29 protein-coding genes and 1 pseudogene are annotated in these 25,263 nt (G+C 71.0%); 12 read left to right on the top strand and 18 right to left on the bottom strand.

Annotated elements, in window-relative coordinates; all coding sequences use genetic code 11:
- Positions 1 to 204 precede the first annotated feature (204 nt).
- Positions 205 to 1,491: an aspartate aminotransferase type Ic gene (locus J2N69_RS11385; RefSeq protein ID WP_230900631.1), complete on the top strand. Its 1,287-nt coding sequence runs from the start codon at positions 205 to 207 to the stop codon at positions 1,489 to 1,491.
- Positions 1,492 to 1,536: 45 nt separating this feature from the next.
- Here J2N69_RS11385 and J2N69_RS11380 read toward each other — a convergent pair whose 3' ends face one another.
- Genes J2N69_RS11380 through J2N69_RS11370 form a run of 3 tightly spaced genes read right to left on the bottom strand, consistent with a single transcriptional unit; the run spans position 1,537 to position 3,751 of the window.
- Positions 1,537 to 2,214, bottom strand: coding sequence for an AIM24 family protein (locus J2N69_RS11380; protein ID WP_230900630.1), 678 nt, complete (start codon positions 2,212 to 2,214; stop codon positions 1,537 to 1,539).
- 26 nt (positions 2,215 to 2,240) lie between these two features.
- On the bottom strand, positions 2,241 to 2,804 hold the full coding sequence (locus J2N69_RS11375) for a hypothetical protein (protein ID WP_230900629.1): 564 nt from the start codon (positions 2,802 to 2,804) through the stop codon (positions 2,241 to 2,243).
- Complete coding sequence (locus tag J2N69_RS11370) at positions 2,801 to 3,751, bottom strand: LysR family transcriptional regulator (protein WP_230900628.1); 951 nt, start codon at positions 3,749 to 3,751, stop codon at positions 2,801 to 2,803. Before J2N69_RS11370 ends, J2N69_RS11375 begins: the two co-directional genes overlap by 4 nt.
- A gap of 134 nt (positions 3,752 to 3,885) precedes the next feature.
- Here J2N69_RS11370 and J2N69_RS11365 point away from each other — a divergent pair, with 134 nt between their 5' ends.
- Positions 3,886 to 4,380: a cupin domain-containing protein gene (locus tag J2N69_RS11365; protein WP_230900627.1), complete on the top strand. Its 495-nt coding sequence runs from the start codon at positions 3,886 to 3,888 to the stop codon at positions 4,378 to 4,380.
- A 52-nt stretch (positions 4,381 to 4,432) separates the two neighbouring features.
- Here the strand turns inward: J2N69_RS11365 and J2N69_RS11360 are convergent, their stop codons facing one another.
- Together J2N69_RS11360 and J2N69_RS11355 are read right to left on the bottom strand one after the other, a co-directional pair.
- On the bottom strand, positions 4,433 to 4,717 hold the full coding sequence (locus J2N69_RS11360; protein ID WP_230900626.1) for a DUF397 domain-containing protein: 285 nt from the start codon (positions 4,715 to 4,717) through the stop codon (positions 4,433 to 4,435).
- A complete protein-coding gene (locus tag J2N69_RS11355; RefSeq protein WP_230900625.1) occupies positions 4,699 to 5,532 on the bottom strand; it encodes a helix-turn-helix domain-containing protein in 834 nt (277 codons plus the stop codon). Before J2N69_RS11355 ends, J2N69_RS11360 begins: the two co-directional genes overlap by 19 nt.
- Before the next feature lie 336 nt (positions 5,533 to 5,868).
- On the opposite strand from J2N69_RS11355, the gene J2N69_RS11345 reads away from it, so the two are divergent.
- Entirely contained in the window at positions 5,869 to 6,096 is a 228-nt protein-coding gene (locus J2N69_RS11345; RefSeq protein WP_230905024.1) for a hypothetical protein, read from the top strand.
- 3 nt (positions 6,097 to 6,099) lie between these two features.
- Here J2N69_RS11345 and J2N69_RS11340 read toward each other — a convergent pair whose 3' ends face one another.
- Complete coding sequence (locus J2N69_RS11340; RefSeq protein WP_230900624.1) at positions 6,100 to 6,360, bottom strand: hypothetical protein; 261 nt, start codon at positions 6,358 to 6,360, stop codon at positions 6,100 to 6,102.
- Positions 6,357 to 6,662 carry a hypothetical protein gene (locus J2N69_RS11335; RefSeq protein WP_230900623.1) on the bottom strand — a complete coding sequence of 102 codons (306 nt, stop codon included), beginning with the start codon at positions 6,660 to 6,662 and terminating at the stop codon, positions 6,357 to 6,359. Before J2N69_RS11335 ends, J2N69_RS11340 begins: the two co-directional genes overlap by 4 nt.
- Before the next feature lie 190 nt (positions 6,663 to 6,852).
- On the opposite strand from J2N69_RS11335, the gene recO reads away from it, so the two are divergent.
- Both recO and J2N69_RS11325 read left to right on the top strand, forming a co-directional pair.
- On the top strand, positions 6,853 to 7,602 hold the full coding sequence (gene recO / locus J2N69_RS11330) for a DNA repair protein RecO (RefSeq protein ID WP_127911741.1): 750 nt from the start codon (positions 6,853 to 6,855) through the stop codon (positions 7,600 to 7,602).
- 70 nt (positions 7,603 to 7,672) lie between these two features.
- Positions 7,673 to 8,494: an isoprenyl transferase gene (locus J2N69_RS11325; protein WP_127911740.1), complete on the top strand. Its 822-nt coding sequence runs from the start codon at positions 7,673 to 7,675 to the stop codon at positions 8,492 to 8,494.
- Positions 8,495 to 8,566: 72 nt separating this feature from the next.
- Here J2N69_RS11325 and J2N69_RS11320 read toward each other — a convergent pair whose 3' ends face one another.
- From J2N69_RS11320 to J2N69_RS11305, 4 genes are all read right to left on the bottom strand, one after another.
- Positions 8,567 to 8,968 (bottom strand): Fur family transcriptional regulator, encoded by a 402-nt coding sequence (locus J2N69_RS11320; protein WP_205038233.1) that lies wholly within the window; start codon positions 8,966 to 8,968, stop codon positions 8,567 to 8,569.
- Positions 8,969 to 9,039: 71 nt separating this feature from the next.
- Positions 9,040 to 9,930 carry a metal ABC transporter permease gene (locus tag J2N69_RS11315; RefSeq protein WP_230900622.1) on the bottom strand — a complete coding sequence of 297 codons (891 nt, stop codon included), beginning with the start codon at positions 9,928 to 9,930 and terminating at the stop codon, positions 9,040 to 9,042.
- 15 nt (positions 9,931 to 9,945) lie between these two features.
- The gene (locus J2N69_RS11310; RefSeq protein WP_230900621.1) at positions 9,946 to 10,734 is read right to left on the bottom strand and encodes a metal ABC transporter ATP-binding protein; all 789 of its coding nucleotides are present in this window, start codon (positions 10,732 to 10,734) and stop codon (positions 9,946 to 9,948) included.
- A gap of 32 nt (positions 10,735 to 10,766) precedes the next feature.
- Positions 10,767 to 11,771: a metal ABC transporter substrate-binding protein gene (locus J2N69_RS11305; protein WP_230900620.1), complete on the bottom strand. Its 1,005-nt coding sequence runs from the start codon at positions 11,769 to 11,771 to the stop codon at positions 10,767 to 10,769.
- A gap of 177 nt (positions 11,772 to 11,948) precedes the next feature.
- On the opposite strand from J2N69_RS11305, the gene J2N69_RS11300 reads away from it, so the two are divergent.
- On the top strand, positions 11,949 to 13,328 hold the full coding sequence (locus J2N69_RS11300; protein ID WP_127911733.1) for a glycine--tRNA ligase: 1,380 nt from the start codon (positions 11,949 to 11,951) through the stop codon (positions 13,326 to 13,328).
- Between the two features lie 47 nt (positions 13,329 to 13,375).
- On the opposite strand, the gene J2N69_RS11295 is transcribed toward J2N69_RS11300, so the two are convergent.
- Positions 13,376 to 14,230 (bottom strand): helix-turn-helix domain-containing protein, encoded by an 855-nt coding sequence (locus J2N69_RS11295; protein ID WP_230900619.1) that lies wholly within the window; start codon positions 14,228 to 14,230, stop codon positions 13,376 to 13,378.
- 78 nt (positions 14,231 to 14,308) lie between these two features.
- Between J2N69_RS11295 and J2N69_RS11290 the strand changes: the two genes are divergently transcribed.
- Both J2N69_RS11290 and J2N69_RS11285 read left to right on the top strand, forming a co-directional pair.
- Positions 14,309 to 14,734, top strand: coding sequence for a hypothetical protein (locus J2N69_RS11290; RefSeq protein WP_230900618.1), 426 nt, complete (start codon positions 14,309 to 14,311; stop codon positions 14,732 to 14,734).
- 79 nt (positions 14,735 to 14,813) lie between these two features.
- The gene (locus J2N69_RS11285) at positions 14,814 to 15,455 is read left to right on the top strand and encodes a class I SAM-dependent methyltransferase (protein ID WP_230900617.1); all 642 of its coding nucleotides are present in this window, start codon (positions 14,814 to 14,816) and stop codon (positions 15,453 to 15,455) included.
- 80 nt (positions 15,456 to 15,535) lie between these two features.
- Here J2N69_RS11285 and J2N69_RS11280 read toward each other — a convergent pair whose 3' ends face one another.
- A complete protein-coding gene (locus J2N69_RS11280; RefSeq protein ID WP_230900616.1) occupies positions 15,536 to 16,414 on the bottom strand; it encodes an NAD(P)-dependent oxidoreductase in 879 nt (292 codons plus the stop codon).
- 154 nt (positions 16,415 to 16,568) lie between these two features.
- Here J2N69_RS11280 and J2N69_RS11275 point away from each other — a divergent pair, with 154 nt between their 5' ends.
- The gene (locus tag J2N69_RS11275) at positions 16,569 to 16,931 is read left to right on the top strand and encodes a winged helix-turn-helix transcriptional regulator (protein WP_230900615.1); all 363 of its coding nucleotides are present in this window, start codon (positions 16,569 to 16,571) and stop codon (positions 16,929 to 16,931) included.
- 56 nt (positions 16,932 to 16,987) lie between these two features.
- On the opposite strand, the gene J2N69_RS11270 is transcribed toward J2N69_RS11275, so the two are convergent.
- The 4 genes from J2N69_RS11270 to J2N69_RS11255 all read right to left on the bottom strand — a co-directional run bounded on the left by J2N69_RS11270 (position 16,988) and on the right by J2N69_RS11255 (position 21,712).
- Positions 16,988 to 17,572, bottom strand: coding sequence for a TetR/AcrR family transcriptional regulator (locus J2N69_RS11270; RefSeq protein WP_230900614.1), 585 nt, complete (start codon positions 17,570 to 17,572; stop codon positions 16,988 to 16,990).
- A gap of 25 nt (positions 17,573 to 17,597) precedes the next feature.
- Entirely contained in the window at positions 17,598 to 18,614 is a 1,017-nt protein-coding gene (locus J2N69_RS11265) for an aldo/keto reductase (protein ID WP_230900613.1), read from the bottom strand.
- A 41-nt stretch (positions 18,615 to 18,655) separates the two neighbouring features.
- Entirely contained in the window at positions 18,656 to 20,095 is a 1,440-nt protein-coding gene (locus J2N69_RS11260) for an MFS transporter (protein WP_230900612.1), read from the bottom strand.
- A 129-nt stretch (positions 20,096 to 20,224) separates the two neighbouring features.
- Positions 20,225 to 21,712: an MFS transporter gene (locus tag J2N69_RS11255; RefSeq protein WP_408056705.1), complete on the bottom strand. Its 1,488-nt coding sequence runs from the start codon at positions 21,710 to 21,712 to the stop codon at positions 20,225 to 20,227.
- Between J2N69_RS11255 and J2N69_RS36645 the strand changes: the two are divergent.
- The 3 genes and pseudogenes from J2N69_RS36645 to J2N69_RS11240 all read left to right on the top strand — a co-directional run.
- Positions 21,701 to 21,991, top strand: a pseudogene (locus J2N69_RS36645) (hypothetical protein); the annotation flags it as partial. The gene J2N69_RS11255 and the pseudogene J2N69_RS36645 overlap by 12 nt on opposite strands.
- An 83-nt stretch (positions 21,992 to 22,074) precedes the next feature.
- On the top strand, positions 22,075 to 23,586 hold the full coding sequence (locus J2N69_RS11245; RefSeq protein WP_330166809.1) for a recombinase family protein: 1,512 nt from the start codon (positions 22,075 to 22,077) through the stop codon (positions 23,584 to 23,586).
- Between the two features lie 753 nt (positions 23,587 to 24,339).
- Positions 24,340 to 24,696: an HNH endonuclease gene (locus J2N69_RS11240; RefSeq protein WP_230900610.1), complete on the top strand. Its 357-nt coding sequence runs from the start codon at positions 24,340 to 24,342 to the stop codon at positions 24,694 to 24,696.
- 150 nt (positions 24,697 to 24,846) lie between these two features.
- On the opposite strand, the gene J2N69_RS11235 is transcribed toward J2N69_RS11240, so the two are convergent.
- Positions 24,847 to 25,152 carry a hypothetical protein gene (locus tag J2N69_RS11235; RefSeq protein WP_230900609.1) on the bottom strand — a complete coding sequence of 102 codons (306 nt, stop codon included), beginning with the start codon at positions 25,150 to 25,152 and terminating at the stop codon, positions 24,847 to 24,849.
- Between the last annotated feature and the right edge of the window lie 111 nt (positions 25,153 to 25,263).

Raw genomic sequence — 25,263 nt, 5'->3', positions numbered from 1 at the left:
GGCGACCATAGGAGGGGCGGGGAGGCCGGTCAAGGCCCCGCACAGCGCGTTTCACCCCCACGGGGCGTCTCGTGGAGCGGGCGCTCGGGGCGGGGCGGGGAGCCGGTTTGTATTCTCGGCAGTCGCGAACCGTCCACGCGGTTCCCGGCCCGACCACGCCGCCCCCCTCCGACCCCCGAAGCCCCACCTGCGAGAGGCACCACCATGACCACCGAGCTGAGCCCCGACGCCGCCCCGGCCCTCGCCGGACTCCTTGAGCAGGCCCGGAAGGACTACGAGCAGCTCGCCGCCCGCGGCCTCTCCCTCGACCTCACCCGGGGCAAGCCCGCGCCGGAACAGCTCGACCTCAGCGCGGACCTGCTCGGCCTGCCCGGCGGCCGCCACACCGCCGCCGACGGCACCGACGTACGCAACTACGGCGGCCTCCAGGGCCTGCCCGAGCTGCGCGAGATCTTCGCCGAGCTGCTCCAGGTGCCCGTCGCCCAGCTCCTCGCCCTCGGCAACTCCAGCCTGGAGCTGATGCACGACTGCCTGGTGCACGCCCTCCTCGGCGTGCTGCCCGGCGCCGAGTCGCGCTGGGTGGACCAGGAGCGCGTCGCGTTCCTGTGCCCCGTGCCCGGCTACGACCGGCACTTCGCGCTCTGCGAGCGGTTCGGCATCGACATGATCCCGGTGCCGATGACGGCCGACGGGCCCGACATGGACGAGGTCGAGCGGCTCGCCGCCGAGAACCCGGCGGTCAAGGGCATCTGGTGCGTGCCGAAGTACAGCAACCCCGACGGCGTCGTCTACAGCGACGAGACCGTGACCCGCCTCGCCCGCATGGAGACCGCCGCCCCCGACTTCCGGATCTTCTGGGACAACGCCTACGCCGTCCACCACCTCACCGACGAGCCCGCCGAGCTGGCCGACCTGCTCGGTGCCTGCGCCGAGACGGGGAACCCGGACCGCGCGTTCGTCTTCGGCTCCACCTCCAAGATCACCGCGGCGGGCGCGGGCGTCGCCTTCTTCGGCTCCTCGCCCGCCAACGTCAAGTGGCTGCTGGCCAACAACCAGAAGCGTTCGATCGGCCCCGACAAGATCAACCAGCTGCGCCACGCGCTGTTCCTGCGGGACGCCGACGGCGTACGCGCCCACATGGAGCGCCAGCGCGCCCTGCTCCAGCCCAAGTTCGAGGCGGTGGCGCGCATCCTCGACGCCGAGCTGGGCGGCACCGGCCTCGCCACCTGGACCTCCCCCAAGGGCGGCTACTTCGTCACCCTCCAGGTCCCCGACGGCTGCGCCAAGGACGTGGTGCGCCGCGCCGCCGAGGCCGGCATCGTGCTGACCCCGGCCGGTGCCACGCACCCCTACGGCGACGACCCGCGCGACGCCGTCATCCGGATCGCCCCGAGCTTCCCGGGCCTCGCCGAGGTGGAGCAGGCCATGCACGGCCTGACCGTCTGCGTCCGCCTCGCCGGGTACGAGCAGCGGGCCGGCCAGGCCGCCTGACCCCCCCCTTCCCGGGGGAGCCGTCCGCCGTCGGCGCGGCAGCACTCAGTGCTGCTGCGCCTTCTGCGGCGTCACCTCGCTCGGCCGCACGATGACGTGGCCCTCGCCCCGGAGCATCAGCTGTACCGCCTCGCCCGAGCCGCCGCGGATCATCGAACCGATGGACTGCGAGCGGTGCAGGGACGTGGCGAGGTCGGCGGTCCAGCCGACCACCGCGTCCGTGTCGACGTACACCGGCTGCTGCGGCGAGACGGGGATCACCAGCGGGTTGCCGTCGCAGACCAGGCCGAGGCGGCCCGCGCCCGAGAAGACGCTGTTGAACAGTCCGCCACCGGCGATCCCCGAGCCCTTCACCGTCTTGATCTCGTACGAGAGGGTGGCGTCGAAACACAGGACGTTGCGGCCGTTGACCGTGAGGACGTCGCCCGGTTCGACGTCGACGATGAAGCAGTTCTGCGCCTCGTGCGCGAACCACGCCTCGCCCTGGCCGCGCACCGCCATCAGCGGCAGCCCCTCCCCGGTCATCGCGCGCTTGAGCATGCCGCCCACGCCCTGACCCTTGCGTTCGAACTGGAGATCACCCCGGTACGCGATCATCGCGCCCTGCCGCGCGAACATCTCGCCGTGCACCGCGTACTTGATGGACTTGGCGTTCTGGAGGGTCATCCCGGGGGCGAGGGCCGGTTGTGCCATGTGGTCACTGGAGAACAAGTCACTCTTCATGGGTGCATCTTGGGCCACCGGGGACGTCACGGGGAAGCGCCCCACCAGGCCGGACACACGCTCAACGCCCATACGTCGCCCGCCTGGGCCGTCTCCGGGTCGTCGGTGTCGTGCTGGCCGTCCCCGTAGGGGTCCGGGTCGTCGATGACGAAGACGCGGGCGCCGGACTCGGGCACGCGGTAGCGGTGGATGTCCGCCGAGAGGTCCTCGGGCTCGACCGTGCACCCCAGGGAGAGGATCGCGGACCGCAGCTCCTCGAACCGGACGCGCGGCGTGAACTCCCCGTACTCCCGTACGAGGGCCGACGGCACCAGGGACGCGGTCGGGGCGTCGTGGGCCAGCCGGTGGACCTGCACGCTGATTCCGTAGCAGGAGAAGGGGCGGGAGCTGGAGCGGCCCAGGGGCTTTTCCGCCGCCGAGAAGGACAGCTCCACCAGTCCGTGGTCCCGGCGCAGCGTCCCTTCGCCGGGATCGTCCAGGTGATCCGGCCCCAGCGCGGCCTCCCACGCGGCCGGGCCGGCACCGATGCCCGTACCGAGGATCTCGCCACGCGTGGCGAAGGCCGCGTAGAAGCCGAGGTCGGCGGTCACGACGCGTGCGCCCTCGCGCTCAGCTCCCCGGCCGGCCCCCGGATCTGCCCGGACGGGTCCGCCCCCTCCCTCGCCGTGGTGACGAGCAGCAGCTCGCGCAGGGCCGGGCCCGGCGGCCCCGGCCGGACGGCGAGGCTGGTCACCACCTCGGGGCCCGGCAGCGGCCGTACCGCCACCCGGGGCAGCGACGGCAGGCCGTTCACCTCGTAGAACACGGTCCACGACGGCTCGCCCGCGCCGCCGACGGCTGTCAGCGTCTCCTGGAGCGTCGTGAACGGCGGTCCCAGAAGCGGCCGTTGCGCCCCCGCCGCGCGCAGGGCCCCGGTGATCAGGTCGTGGAAGGGCGGATTGTTCTCGCGCGGCGCGAGCCGCAGCGGCAGCCCCGCCGCCGTCAGCCGAGCGAGCGTCAGGCCCGGCCCCTCGGCCAGCGGATGGCGGGCCGGCAGCGCCACGTACAGCGGGTCGCTCCACACCGGCAGCAGCTCCAGGCCGGGGGCCGCGTCCAGGGCACGGACGAAAGCGGCGTCCAGTTCGCCCGCCCGTACCGCCGCGAGCCGCTCGGCGGGCGGCAGGCGGCGCAGCGTGACCCGGAGGCCGGGCGCCCGTTCCGCCAGCTCGTGCAGTACGCCGAACAGCCGGCCGCCGGGGCCCTGCACCCCGCCCAGCCGCAGCACGCCGTCCGAGCCGCCCGCGACATCGGCGGCGACCTGCCGGGTCCGCCGGGCCGCCGCGAGCACGGCCCGCGCCTCCGGCAGCAGCCGCTCGCCCGCCCCCGAGAGCCGTACGCGCCGCGTGGACCGCGCGAAGAGCGGCAAGCCCCACTCCCGCTCCAGCCGCCGCACCTGCTGGCTCACCGCCGACTGCACGACCCCGCAGCGCTCGGCCGCACGCGCGAACCCGCCCTCCTCGGCCACCGCCACGAAGTACTCCAGCTGCCGCAGCTCCATGCCCCGTCCCCCCGCCCCGGATTGATCACGATCCGTGATTTCTGTGGGCGACAACAACCGGTGGTACGCGCCCGCTTCCCGGGTTCGAATGGCGGTGCCCCTCCCACCCCGCCCCCGAAAGGCCAGGACCGACCGTGGTCACACCCGCCGAGAACCCCGAGGCGCTCCCGCCGTTCGTCCGCCGCCCCGCCGACGCCGAGCACGTTCCCCTCCCGCACGGCGGCGGTTTCTCGCTCCTCGCCGACGCTAGCGAGACCGGTGGCGCGCTCGGCGCGAACGCACTGACCCTCGGCGAGGGGGCCGACGGCGCGCGCCCGCACTTCCACGCCCTGTCGCACGAACTCTTCTACGTCGCCGAGGGCGCCGCCGAGTTCCTGCTCGGCGGAGAGCGGTCGACCGTGGAGGAGGGCGGTCTCGTCGTCGTCCCGCCGCACGTGCCGCACGCGTTCGGCGCGGCGCGCGGCTCCACCGCCCGGCTGCTGGCCGTGCTGACGCCGGGCGTCGAGCGCTTCGGCTACTTCCGCGCGTTGGGGCGGATTCAGCACGGCCTGGAGTCCTTCGACGGCCTCCGCTCCGAACAGGACCGCTACGACGTGCACTTCCTGCCCACGCCGCACCCCTGGCGGTGACATCGCGGCCGGGAGGTGGGCTCGCTGGTGCCAGTGCTGGTGCTGAGCGGACTCACCGCCGGTCCGCCGCGGCCGCGCCGCTGACGAACGCCTGCCACGCGGCGGCGCCGATCACCAGGGCGGGACCGTGCGGAACCTTGCTGTCCCGCACGGGGACGACACCGGGGACTCCGTCGGCGACCTCGACGCAGTCGCCGCCTTGGCCGTTGCTGTAGCTGCTCTTGCGCCAGCGGGCGGCACCGACGAAGTCGCGGGCGACCTCGACGCAGTTGCCGCCCTCGCCGTTGCTGTAGCTGCTCTTGTGCCAACGGGCGCTGCTCAGGTCGTACTTGCGCATCGTTTGTAGTCCTCAGCCGCCGATTCGATCAGGGCGAGGGACGCCTCCGGCGACATCGCGGCGCCCCTGAGCAGATCGTATGTGCGCTGTGCGCGCTTCACCACTACCGGTTCGTCGATGAGGGTTCCCGAAAACGACGTCTCTGTATAGGCGGTCGGCGGTGCGTCCTCGAACTCCATGAGCCGCAGATCCCCAGCCATCGAGGCGTGCGCCCCCGCATCGTACGGAAGCACTATCAGCAACAGCTGCCGTTCACGCATCAGCGTCGCTACATGGCTCAACTGCTGGGCCATGACGGCCGGACCGCCCACCGGGATGTACAGCACGTTCTCGTGCAGCACGACCCAATACTCGGGCCGTGTAGCGTCCTTGAGGATGCGCGCCCGCTCCAGCCGCGCGGTCACCTTCTCCTCGACGTACTCGTCCGTGACGAAGGGGTTCGCCGCGAGCGTGACCGCACGTGCGTACTCCGCCGTCTGCAACAGCCCCGGAATCACCGTCGGCGCGAACTCGCAGATTCGCGTCGCCAGCGCCTCCAGCTGCACGACCGCCGCGAAATAGTCCGCATACCGCTTGTCATCGATCAGCTTCCGGCACATTCGCTCGAAAAAGCCATCGGTTTGTAGCGCCGCGTCGATCCGCTGCGCCACATCCAGCTGCGGCTTGCGAATGGCCTGCTCGAACTGGCCAATGTATCCACCGGAGACGAAAACCCTTGTGCCCAGGACCGATTGACTGAACCCCGCGTCCTCCCGACGCCTCTTCAGCTCCGCGCCGAAGAACTCCCACGCTGCCTGACGTGAACCATTGGCCATGGCCAACCGCCTTCCCCTGCCCTCCAGTTGTAGAGGACAGACTCCTGCCAAGTGTAGATGCAGTGCGTCACCGTAGGGGCACGAAGAGTGAAAGCCGCAGACGAAGGGGAGTGACGTGACGGCGGAATCAAAGCGCCACGCAGTGGTATGCGTCGAACTGGCGGAGGAAACATTGAGGGAATTGCGCGCCGCACTCGTACGAGCGGGAATTACGTTGCCGTCCTTGCGGATCGACCCGGCGTCGGTCGCCCGGGAGGCGCCGTGTCCGCGCATCGAATTGGGCGGGTGTTCCGCCGACGTGGCCGCGCGCCTGGCCGCTGCCCTGAGGGGGGCGTCGTGACCCATCCCGTCGACCCGCCCGTCGGCTCGTACGTCGTCGACACCCGCAACGGACGCGTCGGCAGGGTCATGGGCTACGAGGGGCCCTACGTCCAGCTGCGCCCCTACGGCGGCGGCCGGGAATGGGACTGCGCCCCGGAGGCGATCCGCACGGCGACGGCGGCGGAGCGGCTCCGCGCGGCGACGGCGTACGCGAACGCGCGGAGCCGGGGGGAGGTGCCTTGACGCTCAGCCGTACCAGGTGATGTTGCAGACGCAGACGCACTCATGACGCGGCACTGGCAGGAAGCTGATGAAGCCACGCCCGCCGAGGAGGTCGAACTCGCGCAGCCCGCCTTCACGGTCGAACGGCCGGCCGACCCTGACGGAGTCCGGTCCGAGCGCCGCGAGCTCGGTGGTCAGCCGCTCGACCTCGGCGACGACACCCGGCGGGACTCCGTCGGTGAGGTACTCCTCGCTCGGGTTCCAGTCCCAGGACCAGTCGGTCACAGGCCGGCCTCGGCTTCCGCCTCGTCCCGGATACGGCGGATCTCGATGATGGCGTCTGTTGGGTCCCGCTCCGCCGCGTTCACCAGCCGTTCCAGTTCGCGCAGGCGGGCCGCGCGCTGCGGATGGCGTTCGATCGCGACGAAGACCGCCCATGAGTGGATGAAGGCACGCAGGGGAGCAAGGCTCTGCGTCTGCTGGGCGTTCGTCGTCGCCTCGAAGAGGTGTTGAGTGAGCGCGGGAATCCGGCTGGGCGCGATCCGGGCCACCGCTGCCCGTAGTGCGTCGGGTGTCAGCTCGGGCATCGGAATCAAGGGCTCGTACGGGCCGTCGGGCGGGGCACTCACAGGGGCCTCCGGTGCGGATGGGGCTGACCTCTCGTACGGTACCGGTCCGGGGCGGTACCACGCGGGGTTTCCTTCCCTGGCCGCACACTGCGAGGCCCCGCTGCTCCCCCAGGACCTGTGACCTCCCGGCGTACGCGAGAATGGGCCCATGAGTCTGTTCCGCGACGACGGCATCGTGCTGCGCACCCAGAAGCTGGGTGAGGCGGACCGGATCATCACGCTGCTCACGCGCGGTCACGGCCGGGTACGCGCCGTGGCGCGCGGCGTGCGGCGCACCAAGTCGAAGTTCGGGGCGCGGCTCGAACCGTTCTCCCACGTCGACGTGCAGTTCTTCGCGCGAGGCAGCGAACTGGTCGGGCGCGGCCTGCCACTGTGCACTCAGAGCGAGACCATCGCTCCGTACGGTGGCGGGATCGTGACGGACTACGCACGCTACACCGCCGGCACGGCCATGCTGGAGACGGCGGAACGGTTCACCGACAACGAGGGGGAGCCCGCCGTACAGCAGTATCTGCTGCTCGTGGGCGGGCTGCGGGTCCTCGCCAGGGGTGAGCACGAGCCGCACCTCGTCCTCGACGCGTTCCTGCTGCGCTCCCTCGCCGTGAACGGCTACGCGCCCAGCTTCAACGACTGCGCCAAGTGCGGTCTGCCGGGACCGAACCGGTTCTTCTCGGTCGCGGCGGGCGGCTCCGTCTGCGTCGACTGCCGGGTGCCCGGCAGCGTCGTACCGTCGGCGGAGGCCCTGACCCTGCTGGGCGCGCTGCTCACGGGGGACTGGGAGACGGCGGACGCGTGCGAGGCGCGGCACGCGCGCGAGGGCAGTGGGCTGGTTTCGGCCTATCTGCACTGGCACCTGGAGCGCGGGCTGCGGTCTCTGCGATACGTAGAGAAGAGCTGAACCAGGCTGAGCCGGGCTGGGCCGGGCTGAGCAGCACCACCGATTTCGGTCACGTAGGAGAGAGAGCCCCATGGCACGACGCGGAATCCTCGGACGGTCCCGCCGTGAGTACAAGACCCCCGAGCCGCACCCCACTGGCGTACGGCCGCCGAAGATCCCCGGCGAGCTGGTGCCCAAGCACGTGGCGATCGTCATGGACGGCAACGGCCGGTGGGCGAAGGAGCGCGGGCTGCCGCGCACCGAGGGGCACAAGGTCGGCGCGGAGCGCGTGCTCGACGTCCTCCAGGGCGGCATCGAGATGGGCGTCGGCGCGATCTCGCTCTACGCCTTCTCCACGGAGAACTGGAAGCGCTCCCCGGACGAGGTGAAGTTCCTGATGAACTTCAACCGCGACTTCATCCGCAAGACCCGCGACCAGCTCGACGAGCTGGGTGTCCGCGTGCGGTGGGTCGGCCGGATGCCCAAGCTGTGGAAGTCGGTCGCCAGGGAGCTGGAGATCTCCCAGGAGCAGACCAAGGGCAACGACAAGCTCACCCTGTACTTCTGCATGAACTACGGCGGCCGCGCCGAGATCGCCGACGCCGCCCAGGCCCTCGCCGAGGACGTCAAGGCGGGCCGCCTCGACCCGTCGAAGGTCAGCGAGAAGACGTTCGCGAAGTACCTGTACTACCCGGACATGCCGGACGTCGACCTGTTCCTGCGCCCCAGCGGCGAGCAGCGCACCTCCAACTACCTGCTGTGGCAGAGCGCGTACGCCGAGATGGTCTTCCAGGACGTGCTGTGGCCGGACTTCGACCGCCGGGACCTGTGGCGGGCCTGCCTCGAATACGCCGGGCGCGACCGCCGCTTCGGCGGGGCGATCCCCAACGAGCAGCAGATCGCCGAGAGCTAGGCATCCGCACACGAAGGGGCCCGCGCCGTCACCGTGACGGCGCGGGCCCCTTCGTACACCCGAAAGCGGCGGCTACTTGCTGGCGCAGTCCGCGCAGGTCCCGAAGATCTCGACCGTGTGCGCCACGTTCACGAAGCCGTGCTCGGCGGCGATCGTCTCGGCCCACGTCTCGACGGCCGGGCCCTCCACCTCCACGGCCTTGCCACAGACGCGGCAGACCAGGTGGTGGTGGTGCTCGCCGGTCGAGCAGCGGCGGTAGACCGTCTCGCCGTCGCTGGTGCGCAGCGCGTCGACCTCACCTGCGTCGGCGAGGGACTGGAGCGTGCGGTAGACCGTGGTCAGTCCGACCGAGTCGCCCTTGTGCTTGAGCATGTCGTGCAGCTCCTGCGCACTGCGGAACTCGTCCACGTCGTCGAGTGCCGCGGCCACCGCCGCGCGCTGGCGGGTGGACCTGCCTCGAACCGGGGCTCCCACGGTTGTCTCCTCGCGTCTGCGCTCTGGTCTGGGCCTGCCGGGCCATTGTGCCAGGTCGCCCGGAACCCGAGTCAGCGCTTGCCCGCCGGCTGGGCCGGAACCGAACACTCCGCGGGATCGCCGGCGGCCTCCGCGGCGGCCACGGCCCGCGCCCTGCGCCGGGCCAGCGGCGTCGCGAGCACCGTCAGGGCGATGAAGACACCGATGGTGAGCAGCACGATCGTCGCGCCGGGCGGCACGTCCTGGTAGTACGACGTCGTCGTGCCGCCGATGGTCACGCAGACGCCGATCGCCACGGAGATCGCGAAGGTCGCCGCGAAACTGCGGGTGAGCTGCTGCGCGGCCGCCACCGGCACCACCATCAGCGCGGAGACCAGGAGCAGGCCGACGACCCGCATGGCGACCGTGACGGTGACCGCGGCGGTGACGGCGGTGAGCAGGTTCAGGGCGCGGACCGGCACCCCGGTCACGCGCGCGAACTCCTCGTCCTGGCTGACCGCGAAGAGCTGACGGCGCAGCCCGACCGTGACGAGGACCACAAAGGCGGCCAGCAGGCAGATCGCCGTGACGTCCTCCTCGGAGACCGTCGAGAGCGAGCCGAAGAGGTACGACTGGAGGTTGGCGTTCGAGCCGCCGGGCGCGAGGTTGATGAACATGACGCCGCCCGCCATGCCGCCGTAGAACAGCATGGCGAGGGCGATGTCGCCGCGCGTCTTGCCGTACCAGCGGATCAGCTCCATCACGACGGCGCCGACGATCGCGACGGCCGTCGCCATCCACACCGGGGACGTGGAGAGCAGGAAGCCGAGGCCGACGCCCGTCATCGCCACGTGGCCGATGCCGTCGCCCATCAGGGCCTGGCGGCGCTGCACGAGGTAGATGCCGACGGCGGGCGCGGTGATGCCGACCAGGACGGCGGCGAGCAGGGCCCGCTGCATGAAGGCGTATTCGAGGATTTCCATCGTTCTTGCTCGCCCTCAGGTCAGCAGGCCGGTACGGACCGGTTCGGAGTCGGCGGGGTGCGGGTGGACGTGGTCGTGGCCGGGCAGGGCGTGCTGGCCGACGGCGCGCGGGGGCGGCCCGTCGTGCAGGACGCAGCCGTCGCGCAGCACCACGGCGCGGTCGATCAGCGGCTCCAGCGGCCCCAGTTCATGGAGCACGAGCAGCACCGAGGTGCCCTTCGCGACCTGCTCGCGCAGGGTGGCCGCGAGGACCTCCTGGCTCGCCAGGTCGACGCCCGCCATCGGCTCGTCCATGATCAGCAGCTCCGGTTCGGAGGCCAGCGCGCGGGCGATCAGGACCCGCTGGTGCTGGCCGCCGGAGAGGGCGTTCACGGAGTCCTTGGCGCGGTCGGCCAGGCCCACCAGGTCGATGGCGCGGGCGACGGCCTCGCGGTCGGCCTTGCGGAGCAGACCGAAGCGGGCCCGGGAGAGCCGCCCCGACGTGACGACCTCGCTGATCGTGGCGGGGACGCCGCCCGCGGCGGTGGTGCGCTGCGGGACGTACCCGACGCGGGCCCAGTCGCGGAAGCGGCGGCGCGGGGTGCCGAAGATCTCGACCTCGCCGCCGCTGACCGGGACCTGGCCGATGACCGTGCGCACGGCGGTGGACTTGCCCGAGCCGTTGGCGCCGAGCAGGGCGACGACCTCGCCGCGGCCCACGGTGAGGTCGATGCCGCGCAGCACGGGGCGCGAGCCCAGCTCGGCCGTCACCTTGCGCAGGGATATGACGGCTTCCGCCTCACCGGATGCGGTGTGCTTGCTCATGGCTCGTGCCTCCGTAGCCACAGGGGGTGGGGTCACTTGGCGCCCAGGGCCTTCCGCAGGGCCTGGAGGTTGGAGTCCATGACCTCGATGTAGTCGTCGCCCCTGGACTTCCCGGTGATGCCCTCGATCGGGTCGAGTACATCAGTCTTCAGGCCGGCGTCCTTCGCCAGGGTCTTGGCCGTCTCGTCGCTGACCAGCGTCTCGTAGAAGACCGTGGTGACGCCGTCGGCCTTCGCCATCTTCTGGAGGTCCTTGACGCGCTTGGCGCTCGGCTCGCCCTCGGGGTCGAGACCGCTGATGGCCTCCTCGGTGAGGCCGTACCGCTCGGCGAGGTAGCCGAAGGCGGCGTGGGTGGTGATGAAGACCTTCGGGGCGGGCGCCTTGGTGTTCTTCAAGCCGTCTTCGAAGCGCTTGTTCAGGCCATCGAGCTTCTTCACCAGCTCGGCGGTGTTCTTCTTGTACGTCGACGCGTGGTCCGGGTCGGCCTTCTCCAGGGCCTTGCCGACGCCCTCGGCGACCTCGGCGTACTTCACCGGGTCCAGCCAGATGTGGGGGTCGGAGCCTTCGTGGGAGTGGCCGTGGCCATGCCCTTCGTGGCCCTCTTCGCCGTGCTCGTCCTTGTGGTCGTCGTGCTCGTCCGCGTGGCCGCCGACCTCGGTGCCGTGCTTCTCCATGCCGGTCAGGGAGGCGGCGTCGACCTTGGTCTCGATGCCGGACTGGTCGATCGCGTCGTCGACCGCGGGCTGGAGCCCCTTGAGGTACAGGGCGACGTCGGACTCTTCGAGCTGTCCGCGCTGCTTGGCGGAGACGTCGAGGTCGTGCGGCTCCTGGCCGGGTTCGGTGAGGTTCGTGACGGAGACGTGGTCGCCGCCTATCTGCTCCGCGAGGTACTGCATGGGGTAGAACGACGCCACCACGTCGAGCTTGCCGTCCTTGTCGTCCGCGGCGGAGGAGGAGCAGGCGGTCAGCGCCGTGAGGCCGAGGACCGTCGCGGAGGCGAGGGCGGCGGTGGGTATCAGGCGTCGTCGTACGTTCATGACACTCATTTTCAACAAATGTGGAAACGATTGTCAACAAGGGGTCCGGCGAGAGCCTCGGCGGAGGGCCCGGCGGAGGGCTCGGGACCGCTTGTGGGGAACCGATTTGATTAGGGGGGTCGGGCCGCCGGTAACCTGAGGCATTCGCCTCGCCCACCGTCTTATGAAGAGAGCACCGTGGCCGCCGACAAGATCGACACCATCGTCAGCCTGAGCAAGCGCCGTGGCTTCGTTTTCCCGTGCAGTGAGATCTACGGCGGCCAGCGCGCCGCCTGGGACTACGGACCGCTGGGCGTCGAGCTGAAGGAGAACCTCAAGCGCCAGTGGTGGCGCTACATGGTCACCTCGCGCGAAGATGTCGTCGGCATCGACTCGTCCGTGATCCTGGCCTCCGAGGTCTGGCAGGCCTCCGGCCACATCGCCACCTTCACGGACCCCCTCACCGAGTGCACCTCCTGCCACAAGCGCTTCCGCGCGGACCACCTGGAGGAGTCGTACGAGGAGAAGAAGGGCCGCGCCCCGGAGAGCCTCGCGGACATCAACTGCCCCAACTGCGGCACCAAGGGCCAGTTCACCGAGCCCAAGCAGTTCTCCGGCCTGCTCTCCACCCACCTCGGCCCCACCCAGGACAGCGGCTCCGTCGCCTACCTGCGTCCCGAGACCGCTCAGGGCATCTTCACCAACTTCGCCCAGGTCCAGCAGACCTCGCGCCGCAAGCCGCCGTTCGGCATCGCGCAGATGGGCAAGTCCTTCCGCAACGAGATCACCCCCGGCAACTTCATCTTCCGCACCCGCGAGTTCGAGCAGATGGAGATGGAGTTCTTCGTCAAGCCGGGCGAGGACGAGCAGTGGCAGGAATACTGGATGGAGCAGCGCTGGAACTGGTACACCGGCCTCGGCCTGCGCGAGGAGAACATGCGGTGGTTCGAGCACCCGAAGGAGAAGCTCTCCCACTACTCCAAGCGCACCGCTGACATCGAGTACCGCTTCCAGTTCGGCGGCAGCGAGTGGGGCGAGCTGGAAGGCGTCGCCAACCGCACCGACTACGACCTGTCGGCGCACTCCAAGGCCTCCGGCCAGGACCTGTCGTACTTCGACCAGGAAGCCGGCGAGCGCTGGACCCCGTACGTCATCGAGCCCGCGGCCGGTGTCGGCCGCACCATGCTCGCCTTCCTCCTCGACTCCTACATCGAGGACGAGGCCCCCAACGCCAAGGGCAAGCTGGAGAAGCGCACGGTCATGCGCTTCGACCACCGCCTCGCCCCGGTGAAGGTCGCGGTGCTCCCGCTCTCCCGCAACCCCGAGCTGTCCCCGAAGGCCAAGGGCCTCGCGACCGCCCTGCGGCAGAACTGGAACATCGAGTTCGACGACGCGGGCGCCATCGGCCGCCGCTACCGCCGCCAGGACGAGATCGGCACGCCGTACTGCGTCACCGTCGACTTCGACACCCTCGACGACAACGCCGTGACGGTCCGCGAGCGTGACTCCATGAAGCAGGAGCGCGTCTCCCTCGACCAGATCGAGGGCTACCTCGCCGCGCGCCTCGTGGGCTGCTGACACGCGGACGTCCGCTGCGTGAGGTCGTGCGGAAGCCCCCGGTTCCTCTACGGAGCCGGGGGCTTCGCCGTCTGCGTGTGCGTCTGCACGAGGATCGCGGCGTCCTGCGGCTGGGGGGCGAGGAGCAGGGTCATGCCGTATGCGCGGGGCACGCCACCCCTCCCCTCCGGGACGATCTCGACCGTGCGCGGGGCGAAGTCGCCGACCGAGCGGCAGGCCCACCACTCCGCCAGGTCCGGCCGGTCGGCACGCAGCCGCGCGGTGAGGCGCCGGAAGCCGTCGGCCGCGGGGTGGCGGTCGGCGCGGGTGCGCAGGTGCCGGTACAGGTCCATGGCGACGGGCTCCCAGCCGGGCAGCAGCCGCTGATGCGGTGCGTCGGTGACCAGCAGGAGCAGGAGGTTGCGCCGCTCCTCGGGGATCACCGCCGGGTCGGGCCACAGCGTGGCGTAGGCGCGGTTCCAGGCGAGGATGTCCAGGGCGGGGCCCAGCAGCAGCGCCGGGCTGTCGGGCCAGCTGTCGAGGACGGCCCGCAGCTCGGGGCCGTGCGCGGGCGGCTCGGCGCCCGGCGCGGGGGCGAACCCGGCGAGGGCCAGCGCGTGCCGGTGCGAGGCGTCGTCGAGGCGCAGGGCGCGGGCGACGGCGTCGAGCACCTGCCGGGAGGTGTCCACGCGGCCCTGCTCCAGCCACGTGTACCAGGCCACGGAGACCCCGGCGAGCACGGCGACCTCTTCGCGGCGCAGCCCCTTCGCGCGGCGGCGGACGGTGCCCGGCAGCCCGACGTCACCGGGCGTGAGGCGCTCGCGGTGGGCGCGCAGGAAGCCGCCGAGTGCGGACCGGAGCGCCGAGGTTGCCGCCGGGCTCGGTGTCGGTGTCGGTGTTGTGGTCGCCGCCGTGGTCGCCATGGCCTCAGCCTATGACCTGGGCTCACCCCCACAAATGCCTCTCTGGCAGCGGCAGTCGGCCGGAATGAGGCTGGTCCCATGACTGACACCCCGACGATGTGGCGCCGCCACAACGACTCCACGGACCTGCCCGCCCCCCGCCCCTTCCTCCGCGTCTACACCGGCCCCGGCACGCTGGACGCGCTGGCGGCCTCGTACGAGCGGCTGCTCGGCACGGAACGGGACATGTGGTTCACGTACCCGGAGCAGAACCTCGCCCTCGCGGCGGTCGGCGCCTTCCTCCTGATCGAGGGCACGGAGGAGACCCTGGCCCCCTTCCGCGCGACGCACGGCACGCTGCTGGTGGACTCGGCGCGGGCGTACCTGGAGCGGCTGGCGGCGGAGGGCGCGGAGATCACGGAGCCGCTGATCAAGGTCCCGACGGGCTCGGGGTTCACCGCGCGGCACCGGGACGGGACGGTGATCGAGTACGTGGAGCACCGGCCGACGGAGGAGGGGCTGTAGAGGGAGGGTTGTAGAGGGAGGGCTGTGGAGGAGGGGGTGTGGGCGTGGGTGTCAGAGGCGGCCCCTAAGGTCTCCACCCATGACAGAAACCTCCCCGCACCTCGCCACGACGGCGGACGCCTACGACGCCATCGCCGTCGAGTACGCCGGAATCGACCGCACCGACCTCAACGGCCCTTCCCTGGACCGCGCGTTGCTCGCCGCCTTCGCCGACCACGTGCGGGCCGAGGGCAACGGCACTGTCGCCGAGGTCGGCTGCGGCCCCGGCCCCGTCACCGCCCTGCTGCGGTCGATGGGGCTGGACGTCTTCGGCGTCGACCTGTCGCCGGTGATGGTAGGCCTCGCCCGTGAGGCCTATCCGGAGCTGCGGTTCGAGGTCGGGTCGATGGACGCGCTCGACGTGCCCGACGGCGGACTGGCGGGCGTCGTGTCCTGGTACTCGGTCATCCACACGCCGCCGCAGGAAGTGCGGGGCTGCTTCGAGGAGTTCCGCCGGGTGCTCGCCCCCGGTGGTCTGCTCCTGCTCGCCTTCTTCGAGTCGGAGGGCGGCCCGGTCACGGAGTTCGACCACAGGGTGACCACGGCGTACCGCTGGCCCGTCGACGGCCTCGCGGACCTGGCCGGCGAGACGGGCTTCACCGAGGTCGGCCGGATGCTGCGGGAGCCGTGGGAGGGGGAGCGGTTCCGCCGGGGGCATCTGCTGATGCGGGCGAGGGCTTAGGGGGCAGGGGGCAGGGCTCAGGGCCACGGGGAAGGGCCGGGGACGCGGCGCATGGCACGACGGTCACCGCCCCCCCCGGCTCACGCGGCCGGATGCCTGAGGCTCTCGATGATCCGGGCGAACCCCTCCGTCCCGTGGCCGGCGTCCACCTGGCGCTGGATGAGCCGCTGGACCATCGCGATCGGTTCGGCGCTCACTCCCTGCTCGGCGCTCGCCTCGATGAACGACCCGAGGTCGGAGAAGTCCAGGCTCTGCTGCCCCGGGACGGTGTAGTCCCCGCCGTCGATGACCTCGGCGAACCGCGCGAGTTCCCCGGTCATCGCGGTCAGCCACGGCGCGGCCATCTCCGCGAACCGCCCCGCGGGCACCCCGGCCGGCGCGAGCAGGGCCGCACCGTGCATGAACCCCGCGAACATCACGTACATCGACGAGAGCAGCGCGAAGTCGTAGAGGGACGCCAGCCCCGCGTCCTCGCCGTAGTAGGTACTGGTCGCCCACAGGTCGAGCAGCGCCGCGTGCTCACGGAACACCTCTTCCGAGCCGCTGTACAGGATCGAGGCCTCCGACTGCCCGATCATGGACGGCACCGCCATGATGCCGCCGTCCAGGTAGGCGATCTCGGCCTCGGCGGCCCAGGCCGCCAGCTGCCGTGCCTGCTCGGGCTTGGTCGTGGTCAGGTTGATCAACGTCCGTCCGGCCAGGTCGCCGACGAGCGGGTCGAGCACCTCGTGCACCGAGTCGTGGTCGAAGAGGCAGGTGATCACCAGCCGGCTCGCCCGGACCGCCTCGGCGGCCGATGCCGCCTCCGTCGCCCCCTGCGCCACGAGCGGGCCGGCCTTGCCCGCCGAGCGGTTCCACACCGTCGTCCGCAGCCCCGCCTTGACCAGTGCCTCGGCGAGCGCGCCGCCCATCGCGCCGAGTCCGAGGACGCTCACGTGGGTACGGTGGTTCTCCGTCATGTCACTCCTCCGTCGAGACTTCTCGAGTCTGTCGAGTCCGTCGAGTCGGTCGATGCCTCAATCCTCAGCGGAGTCAGTAGGGTTGACCAGTACGGACCATTAAGTGCGGTACTCACCCGCAGGTGAGCACCCCCCGGGCGACGTGGAGGCTCGCATGGCGACATCGGCACGACAGGGCCCCTATTTCTGCGGTATCGACGCGGCGATGGACGTCGTCACCGGCAAGTGGAAGTCCCTGATCCTCTGGGAGCTCCATGAGCACGGAACGCGCCGCTTCGCGGAGCTGCGGCGCGGCCTCCCGGGTGTCAGCGAGAAGATGCTCGTCCAGCACCTGCGGGAGATGGAGGAGGACGGCCTCGTGGACCGGAAGGTGTACCCGGTGGTGCCGCCGAAGGTCGAGTACTCACTGACGGAGCACGGCGTATCCCTCAACGCCGCGCTGGAATCCCTGGCCGCGTGGGGCCAGGCACGCATCGAGCGGATCGGCGCGGACAAGATCAGCGTCGAAGCCGCCTAGGGAAGTCGAAGCCGCCTGGAGCAGTCGGAGCTGCCCAGGGTCTCTCGCGACAGGGCCTAGGCCCGCAGTCCCCGCACCGTCAGGTCCAGTACGGCGGCGAACGCCTCGTCGATGCCGGGGCGGGACCAGTGCGGGGCGTAGCACGGGTCGTGGAAGCGCGAGGTGGCGTCGAAGACCGCGCGGGCCGACAGGGCGGGGTCGGGGGAGGCGAAGTCGCCGTCGGCCACGCCCTGTCGGATGATCGCGGTCAGCTGGCCGGTGAGTTCGGCGATGTGGTCGTTCACCACGTCGCCGTTCTCCTCCGTCAACACCGTGTACGTGGCGAACAGTTCGGGGTCGTCACCCGCCTTGTGCTGCTTGGCGTCGAAGAGGCCCGCGAGCCAGTGGCGGAGCTTCGCCTCGGGCGGCTCGGAGCCGGTGACGATGCCCGCGAGCGCCACGGACGTACGGTCCAGCCACCGCTTCGTGACCGCGCCGCGCAGCTCCGCCTTCGTACGGAAGTGGCGGTACACCGTGCCGTGGCTCACCCCCAGCGCGCGGGCCACGTCGACGACCGTGGCCTTGGCCGCGCCGTGCCTGCGCAAGACCTCCTCGGTCGCTTCGAGGATGCGCTCGGGGGTCAGGGGTGCCGCGGTTGCCATGCCCTAGACCGTACCCGTGGACGGCTCAGTGCTCGCTGTCGAGGTGTGCCATCTGCGCCTGCGGGTAGCGGGCGCCGGCCACCGCGGCCGCGGGCACGGCCGCCTCGATCGCGGCCAGGTCGGCGTCGTCGAGCGTCACGCCGAGCGCGCCGAGGGCCTCGTCGAGCCGGTCCCGGCGGCGCGCGCCGACCAGCGGCACGATGGCCGCGCCGTGCCGGGGGCCCTGCGCGAGCACCCAGGCGATGGCGGTCTGGGCGACGCTGACGCCCTTCCGCTCGGCGATCTTCCGCAGGGCGTCGACCAGGTCGAGGTTGCGGTCGAGGTTCTCGCCCTGGAAGCGGGGGCTCATGGCGCGGAAGTCGTTCGCGGCCAGCTGCCGGTCGCGGGTGAAGTGGCCGGAGATCAGACCGCGGGAGAGCACGCCGTACGCCGTGACGCCGATGCCCAGCTCGGCGGCCGTCGGCAGGATCTGTGCCTCGATGCCGCGCGAGACGAGGGAGTACTCGATCTGGAGGTCGGAGATCGGGGCGGTCGCGGCGGCCCGGCGGATCGTGTCGGCGCCGACCTCCGAGAGGCCGATGTGCCGCACGTACCCCTTCTCGACCAGCTCGGCGATGGCGCCCACCGTCTCCTCGATCGGGACGTCGGGGTCGAGGCGGGCGATGCGGTAGACGTCGATGTGGTCGACGCCGAGGCGCTGCAGGGAGTACGCGGCGAAGTTCTTGACGGCGGCCGGCCGCCCGTCGTACCCGGACCAGCCGCCGTCGGGGTCGCGCAGGGCGCCGAACTTGACGCTGGTGAGCGCCTGGTCGCGGCGCGCGGCCGGGGCGGTGCGGAGGGCTTCGCCGATCAGCAGTTCGTTGTGCCCCATGGCGTAGAAGTCGCCGGTGTCCAGGAGCGTGACGCCCGCTTCGAGGGCGGCGTGGATGGTCGCGATGGACTCCGCGCGGTCGGCCTCGCCGTAGAGGGCGGACATGCCCATGCAGCCGAGGCCGAGGACGGAGGTGCGGGGGCCGGTGGAGCCGAGGGGGAGAGTGCGCATGCCTCCACGATGACATGACAGATGACAGATTTCAATATCTGTCATCTGTCATGCGTTGCCTGTGGCTTCAGGCGTTCCGCCGTCCGTTCCGCCGTCTCCCGCGCCCACCGCCCGCTGGACAGCGCCCCGAGGGCCAGGACCGCCAGGCCGCAGCCCGCGATGATCCACCAGGCGGGGCGGCTCGCCTCCGTGAAGTCGGTCGCGTACGAGGACGAGGCGACCCCGGACGCCAGGACCGCGCCGATCACCGCCACCCCCAGCGTCTGGCCGATCTGGCGGCTGGTGGAGGCGACCGCCGCGGCCACGCCCGCCTGGGCGCGGGGCATCCCGGCGACCGCCGTATTGGTGATGGGGGCGTTGACGAAGCCGAAGCCCAGACCGAAGAGGACGTAGGCGGCGAAGCGGGTGCCGCCCGAGTCCTCCGCCTCGAACGCGGCGAAGAGCACGCCCGAGAGCGTCATCGCCGCCCCCGCGATCAGCAGCGGCAGGCGCGGCCCGCGGCTGCCGACCAGGCGGCCCGACAGCGGCGCGCAGACGAACGTCATGGCCGCCATCGGCAGCATCCACAGGCCCGCGTGGAGCGCGTCGAGGCCGCGTACGTCCTGGAGGTACAGCGTGGACAGGAAGAGGAAGCCGGCCAGGGACGCGAAGGCGCAGACCGCGATCACCGTCGCCCCGCTGAACGGCGCCGACCGGAAGAAGCGCAGGTCGATGAGGGGCTCGGCGCGGCGCGGTTCGTAGGCGAGCAGGCCGAGCAGGGCCAGCAGCGCCGCGCCCGCGAAGGCGAGGGTCAGCGGGGAGGTCCAGCCCACGGCGGGCGCCTCGATGATCGCGTACGTCAGCGCGCCGAGCAGCACGATCACCAGGAGCTGTCCGACCGGGTCCGGCCGGCGCGGCCTCGGGGCGCGGGACTCGGGGACGTACCGCATGGTCAGCAGGAGCGCGGTGACGCCGACGGGCAGGTTGACCCAGAAGATCGAGCGCCAGCCGACCGAGTCGACGAGCAGCCCGCCGACCAGCGGGCCCGCCGCCATGGAGATGCCGACGACACCGCCCCAGACGCCGATGGCGCGGGCCCGCTCGCGGGGTTCGGTGAAGGTGTTGGTGATGATCGACATGGCGACGGGGTTGAGCATCGAGCCGCCCACCGCCTGGACCATGCGGAACGCCACCAGGGCTTCGAGGTTCGGTGCGAGCGAGCAGAGCACGGAGCCGAGGGTGAAGACGACCAGGCCCGTCTTGAAGACCTTGCGGCGGCCGACGCGGTCGGCGGTGGAGCCGGCCAGCATGAGGAGCGAGGCGAGGACGAGGGCGTACGCGTCGATCGTCCACTGCATGCCCGAGACGCTCGCGTCGAACTCCTTGCGCATGGAGGGGAGCGCGACGTTGAGGATGGTGTTGTCGAGGCTGACGATCAGCAGGCTCATGCAGCAGATCGCGAGGACGAGCAGCCGTCGGCGGGGGGTGAGTTCATCGGGCATGTAGGTGACGGTAGCTCTCGGGTCGGTGGGGGGCCTTCGGGTCGGTGGGCAGTCTTCTGGGTGGCGGCGCTTGGCCTCGGGGGTCCGTGGCGGCCCGGCTTCGGGGGCCCGTGGCGGTCCGGCCCCGGCTCAGTTCAGGCGGCGCGGCAGGCCCAGGCTCAGCACCGCCAGGACGAGCAGGCCCGCGCACTGCACCCCGAGCACCACCGCGAACGCCTCGCGCATGCCGAGGGCCGGCACCAGCGCGAGGAAGAGCGAACCGATCGTCGCCACGCCCACCGCCAGGCAGGACTGCTGCACGGTGGCCGCCAGGCCGCTGCCCGCGCCCGCCCGCGCCGCCGGGACCGCGGCGAGCACGATCCGGTAGTAGAGGGCGAGTTCGACGCCCTGCCCCAGGCCGCACAGGGCCAGGCCGGGGGCGAGGACCAAGGGGCCGAGCGAGGACCACGGCAGCCACAGCACCGTCAGGGCGAGCACCACGAGGCCCGCCCCGTGCACCAGCGCGCACAGCGTCATCGCCCGGCTGCCGAGCCGTGCCACCAGGCGCGGCGCGCACATCGACGCCGCGATCTGCGTGACGCCCATCGGGACGACCGTCAGGCCCGCCTTGAGCGCGCCGTAGCCGAGGCCCCGCTGGAGCATGACCGCGCTGACGAACATCCAGCCGCTGAACCCGATGAAGATCGGCAGCCCGAGGAGGAGGCCCCTGCGGACGCCGGGTTCGCGCAGGAGGGACGGAGGCAGCAGCGGGCTGCCGCCGGTGCGTTCCGCGCGGCGTTCGACGGCCAGGAACGCCCAGGCCAGCAACGGGGCGGCGGCGAGCGTCAGCAGCGACCAGAGGGGCCGGCCCGTGGCCCGTCCCTCGGAGAGGGGCAGGAGCAAGGCGGTCAGCGCTGCGCCGAGCAGGAGCGTGCCGCCGATGTCGCCGCGGCGGGGCTGCTCGGCCCGGCTGTCCGGCACCGCGCGCAGGGCGCACAGCAGGGCGGCGACCGCGACGGGCACGTTGACGAGGAACGCCATGCGCCAGCCGGTGCCCGCGAGGTCGGCGGCGACCAGGACACCGCCGAGCACCTGCCCGAGGAGCACACCGAGCCCGCTCACCGAGCCGTACAGCGCGACGGCCTTCGCACGCCGCTCGCCCCGCGTCGTGGCGTGGATGGTGGCGAGGACCTGCGGCAGCATCAGCGCGGAGGCGGCGCCCTGCGCCACCCGCGCCCCCACCAGCCACCACGCGCCCGGCGCGAGCCCGCAGGCCAGCGAGGTCACACCGAACGCGGCCACGCCCCACAGGAAGAGCTTCCGGCGCCCGTACGCGTCACCGAGCCGCCCGCCGAGGACGAGCAGCACGGCGTAGGCCAGCGCATACCCGGCGACGACCATCTCCAGCGTGGCGGGGGAGGCGTGGAGGTCGCGTCCGATGCCGGGCAGGGCGACGTTGACGATGAAGAAGTCGATGCTGGAGAGGGAGGCGCCGAGGAGGACGGTCAGCAGCCCCAGCGGCGTGAGGGGTGTCAGCGGGGCGGGGCTGGTGGCGGAGGGCGCGGGACCTGTGGCGGTGGGCTCGGTGGCGTGGGCGGGCTCGGGGCGGGACTTTTCGGTGGGGGGCTGGAGAGTCACGGCGACGAGGCTGTCGCGGCCCGCAGAGGGGTACCAGAGTCTCCTTATCCTGGTACCAGGCCCACCTGGAAACCGGCTGCGGCATCCGGCAGCCTGGCTGCCGTGACCGGTGCAGACATCCGTGGGCAGGAGCTCGCCGCCTTCCTCCGCAGCCGCCGAGAGCGCGTGACGCCCGAGCAGGTGGGGCTGCCGCGCGGCACGAGACGGCGCACGCCGGGGCTGCGCCGCGAGGAGGTCGCGCAGCTCTCCTCCGTGGGCGTCACCTGGTACACGTGGCTCTAAGTAGACCCCCCTCGGGATACCGAGAGGATCGGGCCTACTAGCGAGCGAGCGGCACACCCCCGAGAACATCGGGGAATCCCATGGTCCCTACGACCACCATGACCTCTGCCGCGCCCGTCGCCGTCCCGCCCACGTTCCGCCCCGAAGTGCGTATTGCGATCAGTCTTCGGCTGTCTCGGTCGGATGACGCGTCTACGTCGCTGGACGTTCAGCTCCGCGCTTGTCATGACTCCATCCGTGCCGCGGGGTTCGACCCTGAGACCGCCGAGGTGTTCATAGATGACGGAGTCTCCGGGGCTACCCCTCTCGCTGACCGCGAGGGCATGTCCGGGCTCATGGAGTACCAGCCCACTCACGTTTGGGCGTGGAAACTGGACCGATACAGCCGCAGCGTGCGCGAGTTCCTGCAACTGGTCGAGTGGGCAGAGGGGACCCCCAGTAAGCGGGTCGTCCTCGCCACGGCGGACGGATCACTCAACACCGGAACCCCCGGCGGACGGCTAATCGCGCTCATCCTCGTTGCCCTCGCCGAGTGGGAACGCGAGATGATGAAGGAACGCATCCTGTCCGCGCACAAGGAACGTCGCGAGCAGGGGCGGTGGATCTCGGGGTTCGCCCCGTTCCCGTTCAAGACTGTGCGCGAGCACCCCAAAGCCCCCGCCTACCTTGACGCAGACAGCGCCATGATTCCTCTGGTCATCAAGGGCATCGGGGTACTGCTCTCCGAGTCTGGCAACCTGTCCAACTCGTGCGAGGGACTGCCCATCGGGCGACAGCAGTGGCGGAAGCTGCTCATGGGCGTGACGCTCCGAGGGTGGCGCAAGCACAAGGGCGAACTAGTCGTTCAGGACGACGGAGTCACCCCCGTCCAGTTCGCTCCCGAAGTACTGGACGCTGTGACGTACGCGCGGGTGCAAGCGAAGTTGAAGCAACTTGCCCGCCCGGAGTCCAACGTGCCCCGGTCTGATGCGCCGTTCCTCGCCGGGTTCCTGGTGTGCGCCAAGTGTGACGGGGGCTTCAACGGCGGGAAGTCGAGTCGTAATAAGCCGCTCTACAAGTGCGGGAACGGTTGCGGTTCGATCATGGCAGACGTGGTGGAACCGCTCGTGTTCGCCGACTACCGCGAGCGGTTCGGACTTGATCCCGTTATGCGGAAAGTGCACTCGGGCGGGGTAGACCACTCCGCAGCGCTGGCAGACTTGGAAGCGTCCCGGCAACGCATCGTGAAGGCAATCGCCCTGGTGGACGGTCCTGCGCTGGAAGACCTCGCGGCCAAGCTCACTGACACCAAAGCGACCATTGAGCGACTGGCAGCCGAGCACAGTCCCGAGGTCACCACCACGTTCGAGCCCACGAAGACGCTCATGTTCGAACTGTGGGACGGAGCTGACCAGGACACCCGCCGCACGCTGCTGACAGAGCAAGGGTTGCGCGTGATGATCAGCCCTGCTCGTAAGGGACTTCCATCCGTAGAACGCGCAAAGATCGAGTGGGGAGCACCGCCCCGCGAGCGGAAGCGGCTAACCCGTCCCAAGACTGTTGCGGAACGGCGCATGATCGCAGCGGCACCCAAGGAGAGCGCTGCCGCGTAGCCCGGTACAGTTCGGCGCGCGGCTAGGTCATCCGGTTGTATGCGGTTGCAGTACAGCTAGCCGCGAGAGCCCCGGTCGGTCCATCGTGACCGCCCGGGGCTTCCTGCTGACCATTCCCGGGCGCGTGGCCCCGTCGGCTCGCCCTCGGGCGGGGACGCCCCACAGCGAGAGGCGAAGAGGTGTTGAGGGTGTCGAATTTCGACACTTTTTAGGGAAAGCAAGAAAAACCAAGAGAGAAGAGAAACCGGGGTCTCTGTCGTCATCCCGACACCCCTCGGCCCTCGGGAAACCTTCGGTCCCTACTACTGGGGCAAGAGAGAGCGGGAATACCGCGCACCCACCCCAAGGGGAAAACGGCGGACCGAGTGCCCGACTCTCTCTCACCAGCGTTGCCCGTGCACCACGCACCCCGCCCGGGGTAGCCGCAGGGGTCGTGAGGCAACGCGCGGGGACCGCACCGCCCACCAGTAACCGCCCCTCGGGGCGCTGAACGGGGTCGTAAGACCGTGCGGTCCCCATGTCGTCCCGACGTTCGTCAACGAGCGCCAGGACGACGACCAAGCCCGCTGACCCAACGGCTAGAGGTGCGCGGTACCGGCCCCTTCGGGGAGACCCGTACGCAATCCGCAGAGTTCCCCGGTTCGAGTCCGGGGGCGGGCACACGACGACGAGCAACCGCATGTGCAACGTAACCGCGCCCACGGGCAACGGCATGTTGCCCATGCGGTCGCCCGACCCACCAAGGGGGGCGCTATGCGCTGTATCGACTGCACCGAGCCCGCGACCCATCGGGGCCGCTGCAAGGCTCACCACGCTGCGTACGAGGGGCGCCCGAGCGTCCGCACCCGACGAGCGCGGGGACAAAGACGAGCGAATCGGCACGCTGCTGCCGCGAGGCTCCGCCGGCTAGTGCAGGAACGGGGCTCGGCCTGGTGCGACTGGTGCTTGGGCGACTTCCCCGCGGACGGAGTGGACGTGGACCATGTGCGCCCGCTGTCCCTCGGGGGCGAGGACGTGACGTCCAACGTTCAAGTGCTCTGCCGTCCGTGCCACCAGCTCAAGACCGCTACGGATTTCGGGGGCACCGTTGCCGTACATCAGTCAGGTTGAAGAGACGTACGAGCACGGGCCCGTTCCGAAACCGGCTGCAATGGGGGTTCGCCCCCCCCACACCCTGCGCTGTAATGCATGCCTACATGCGTGGCGTCTCGGCGCCCTACCCGGGGGCGGGAACTGCTCTGGCCCCGCCCCCGGCACGGGTTACTCGGAGGTTTCGAGTTGCTGCCGCTTCCGCTGGTTCTGGTCGCGCTGCCGTTCGCGGAGTGCTTCACGGCGACGCCGTTCGGCTGCCTTGCGCTGCCGTTCGCGTTCCTGCCGCCGCTGTCGTTCCAAGAGGACTTCTTTGCGGTGCGCGGACGTCTGGGGCCAGATGGCACGGGCGAGACTACGGACGCCGAACACGATGATGACGAGTGCGGCGAGGAACACGACAGCCCCCCACGGAGCCGTCTCGGGCAGGGAGAACATGTTCTTGAACCTTCCGACCTTGAGCGGTCGGCGGGTCACTTACGCAGCGAGTACAACGCTCCCCGGCGTGCTGCGGTGGTGCCCGCCCCGGTGTGTGTTCACGGGGAAGGCAGAGTTCGGCCCTCGGGGGGTGATCTCGGGTGTTCGTTC

This window comes from Streptomyces huasconensis (assembly GCF_021028635.1).
In the GTDB taxonomy this organism is placed as follows: Bacteria; Actinomycetota; Actinomycetes; order Streptomycetales; family Streptomycetaceae; genus Streptomyces; species Streptomyces huasconensis.
The sequence above is the reverse complement of the archived record's forward strand: the minus strand, read 5'-3'. Positions and strand labels throughout refer to the sequence as shown.

Excerpts from the sequence above, each read along its gene's own strand:
- J2N69_RS11380 (WP_230900630.1), bottom strand. The coding sequence starts at position 2,214 with ATGAAGAGTGACTTGTTCTCCAGTGACCACATGGCACAACCGGCCCTC.
- J2N69_RS11325 (WP_127911740.1), top strand. The coding sequence starts at position 7,673 with ATGGCACGACGCGGAATCCTCGGACGGTCCCGCCGTGAGTACAAGACC.
- J2N69_RS11240 (WP_230900610.1), top strand. The coding sequence starts at position 24,340 with ATGCGCTGTATCGACTGCACCGAGCCCGCGACCCATCGGGGCCGCTGC.
- J2N69_RS11315 (WP_230900622.1), bottom strand. The coding sequence starts at position 9,930 with ATGGAAATCCTCGAATACGCCTTCATGCAGCGGGCCCTGCTCGCCGCC.
- J2N69_RS11295 (WP_230900619.1), bottom strand. The coding sequence starts at position 14,230 with ATGGCGACCACGGCGGCGACCACAACACCGACACCGACACCGAGCCCG.
- J2N69_RS11335 (WP_230900623.1), bottom strand. The coding sequence starts at position 6,662 with ATGCCCGAGCTGACACCCGACGCACTACGGGCAGCGGTGGCCCGGATC.
- J2N69_RS11310 (WP_230900621.1), bottom strand. The coding sequence starts at position 10,734 with ATGAGCAAGCACACCGCATCCGGTGAGGCGGAAGCCGTCATATCCCTG.
- J2N69_RS11370 (WP_230900628.1), bottom strand. The coding sequence starts at position 3,751 with ATGGAGCTGCGGCAGCTGGAGTACTTCGTGGCGGTGGCCGAGGAGGGC.
- J2N69_RS11305 (WP_230900620.1), bottom strand. The coding sequence starts at position 11,771 with ATGAACGTACGACGACGCCTGATACCCACCGCCGCCCTCGCCTCCGCG.
- J2N69_RS11285 (WP_230900617.1), top strand. The coding sequence starts at position 14,814 with ATGACAGAAACCTCCCCGCACCTCGCCACGACGGCGGACGCCTACGAC.
- J2N69_RS11355 (WP_230900625.1), bottom strand. The coding sequence starts at position 5,532 with ATGGCCAATGGTTCACGTCAGGCAGCGTGGGAGTTCTTCGGCGCGGAG.
- recO (WP_127911741.1), top strand. The coding sequence starts at position 6,853 with ATGAGTCTGTTCCGCGACGACGGCATCGTGCTGCGCACCCAGAAGCTG.
- J2N69_RS11275 (WP_230900615.1), top strand. The coding sequence starts at position 16,569 with ATGGCGACATCGGCACGACAGGGCCCCTATTTCTGCGGTATCGACGCG.
- J2N69_RS11245 (WP_330166809.1), top strand. The coding sequence starts at position 22,075 with ATGGTCCCTACGACCACCATGACCTCTGCCGCGCCCGTCGCCGTCCCG.
- J2N69_RS11260 (WP_230900612.1), bottom strand. The coding sequence starts at position 20,095 with ATGCCCGATGAACTCACCCCCCGCCGACGGCTGCTCGTCCTCGCGATC.
- J2N69_RS11385 (WP_230900631.1), top strand. The coding sequence starts at position 205 with ATGACCACCGAGCTGAGCCCCGACGCCGCCCCGGCCCTCGCCGGACTC.
- J2N69_RS11265 (WP_230900613.1), bottom strand. The coding sequence starts at position 18,614 with ATGCGCACTCTCCCCCTCGGCTCCACCGGCCCCCGCACCTCCGTCCTC.
- J2N69_RS11280 (WP_230900616.1), bottom strand. The coding sequence starts at position 16,414 with ATGACGGAGAACCACCGTACCCACGTGAGCGTCCTCGGACTCGGCGCG.
- J2N69_RS11290 (WP_230900618.1), top strand. The coding sequence starts at position 14,309 with ATGACTGACACCCCGACGATGTGGCGCCGCCACAACGACTCCACGGAC.
- J2N69_RS11360 (WP_230900626.1), bottom strand. The coding sequence starts at position 4,717 with ATGCGCAAGTACGACCTGAGCAGCGCCCGTTGGCACAAGAGCAGCTAC.
- J2N69_RS11270 (WP_230900614.1), bottom strand. The coding sequence starts at position 17,572 with ATGGCAACCGCGGCACCCCTGACCCCCGAGCGCATCCTCGAAGCGACC.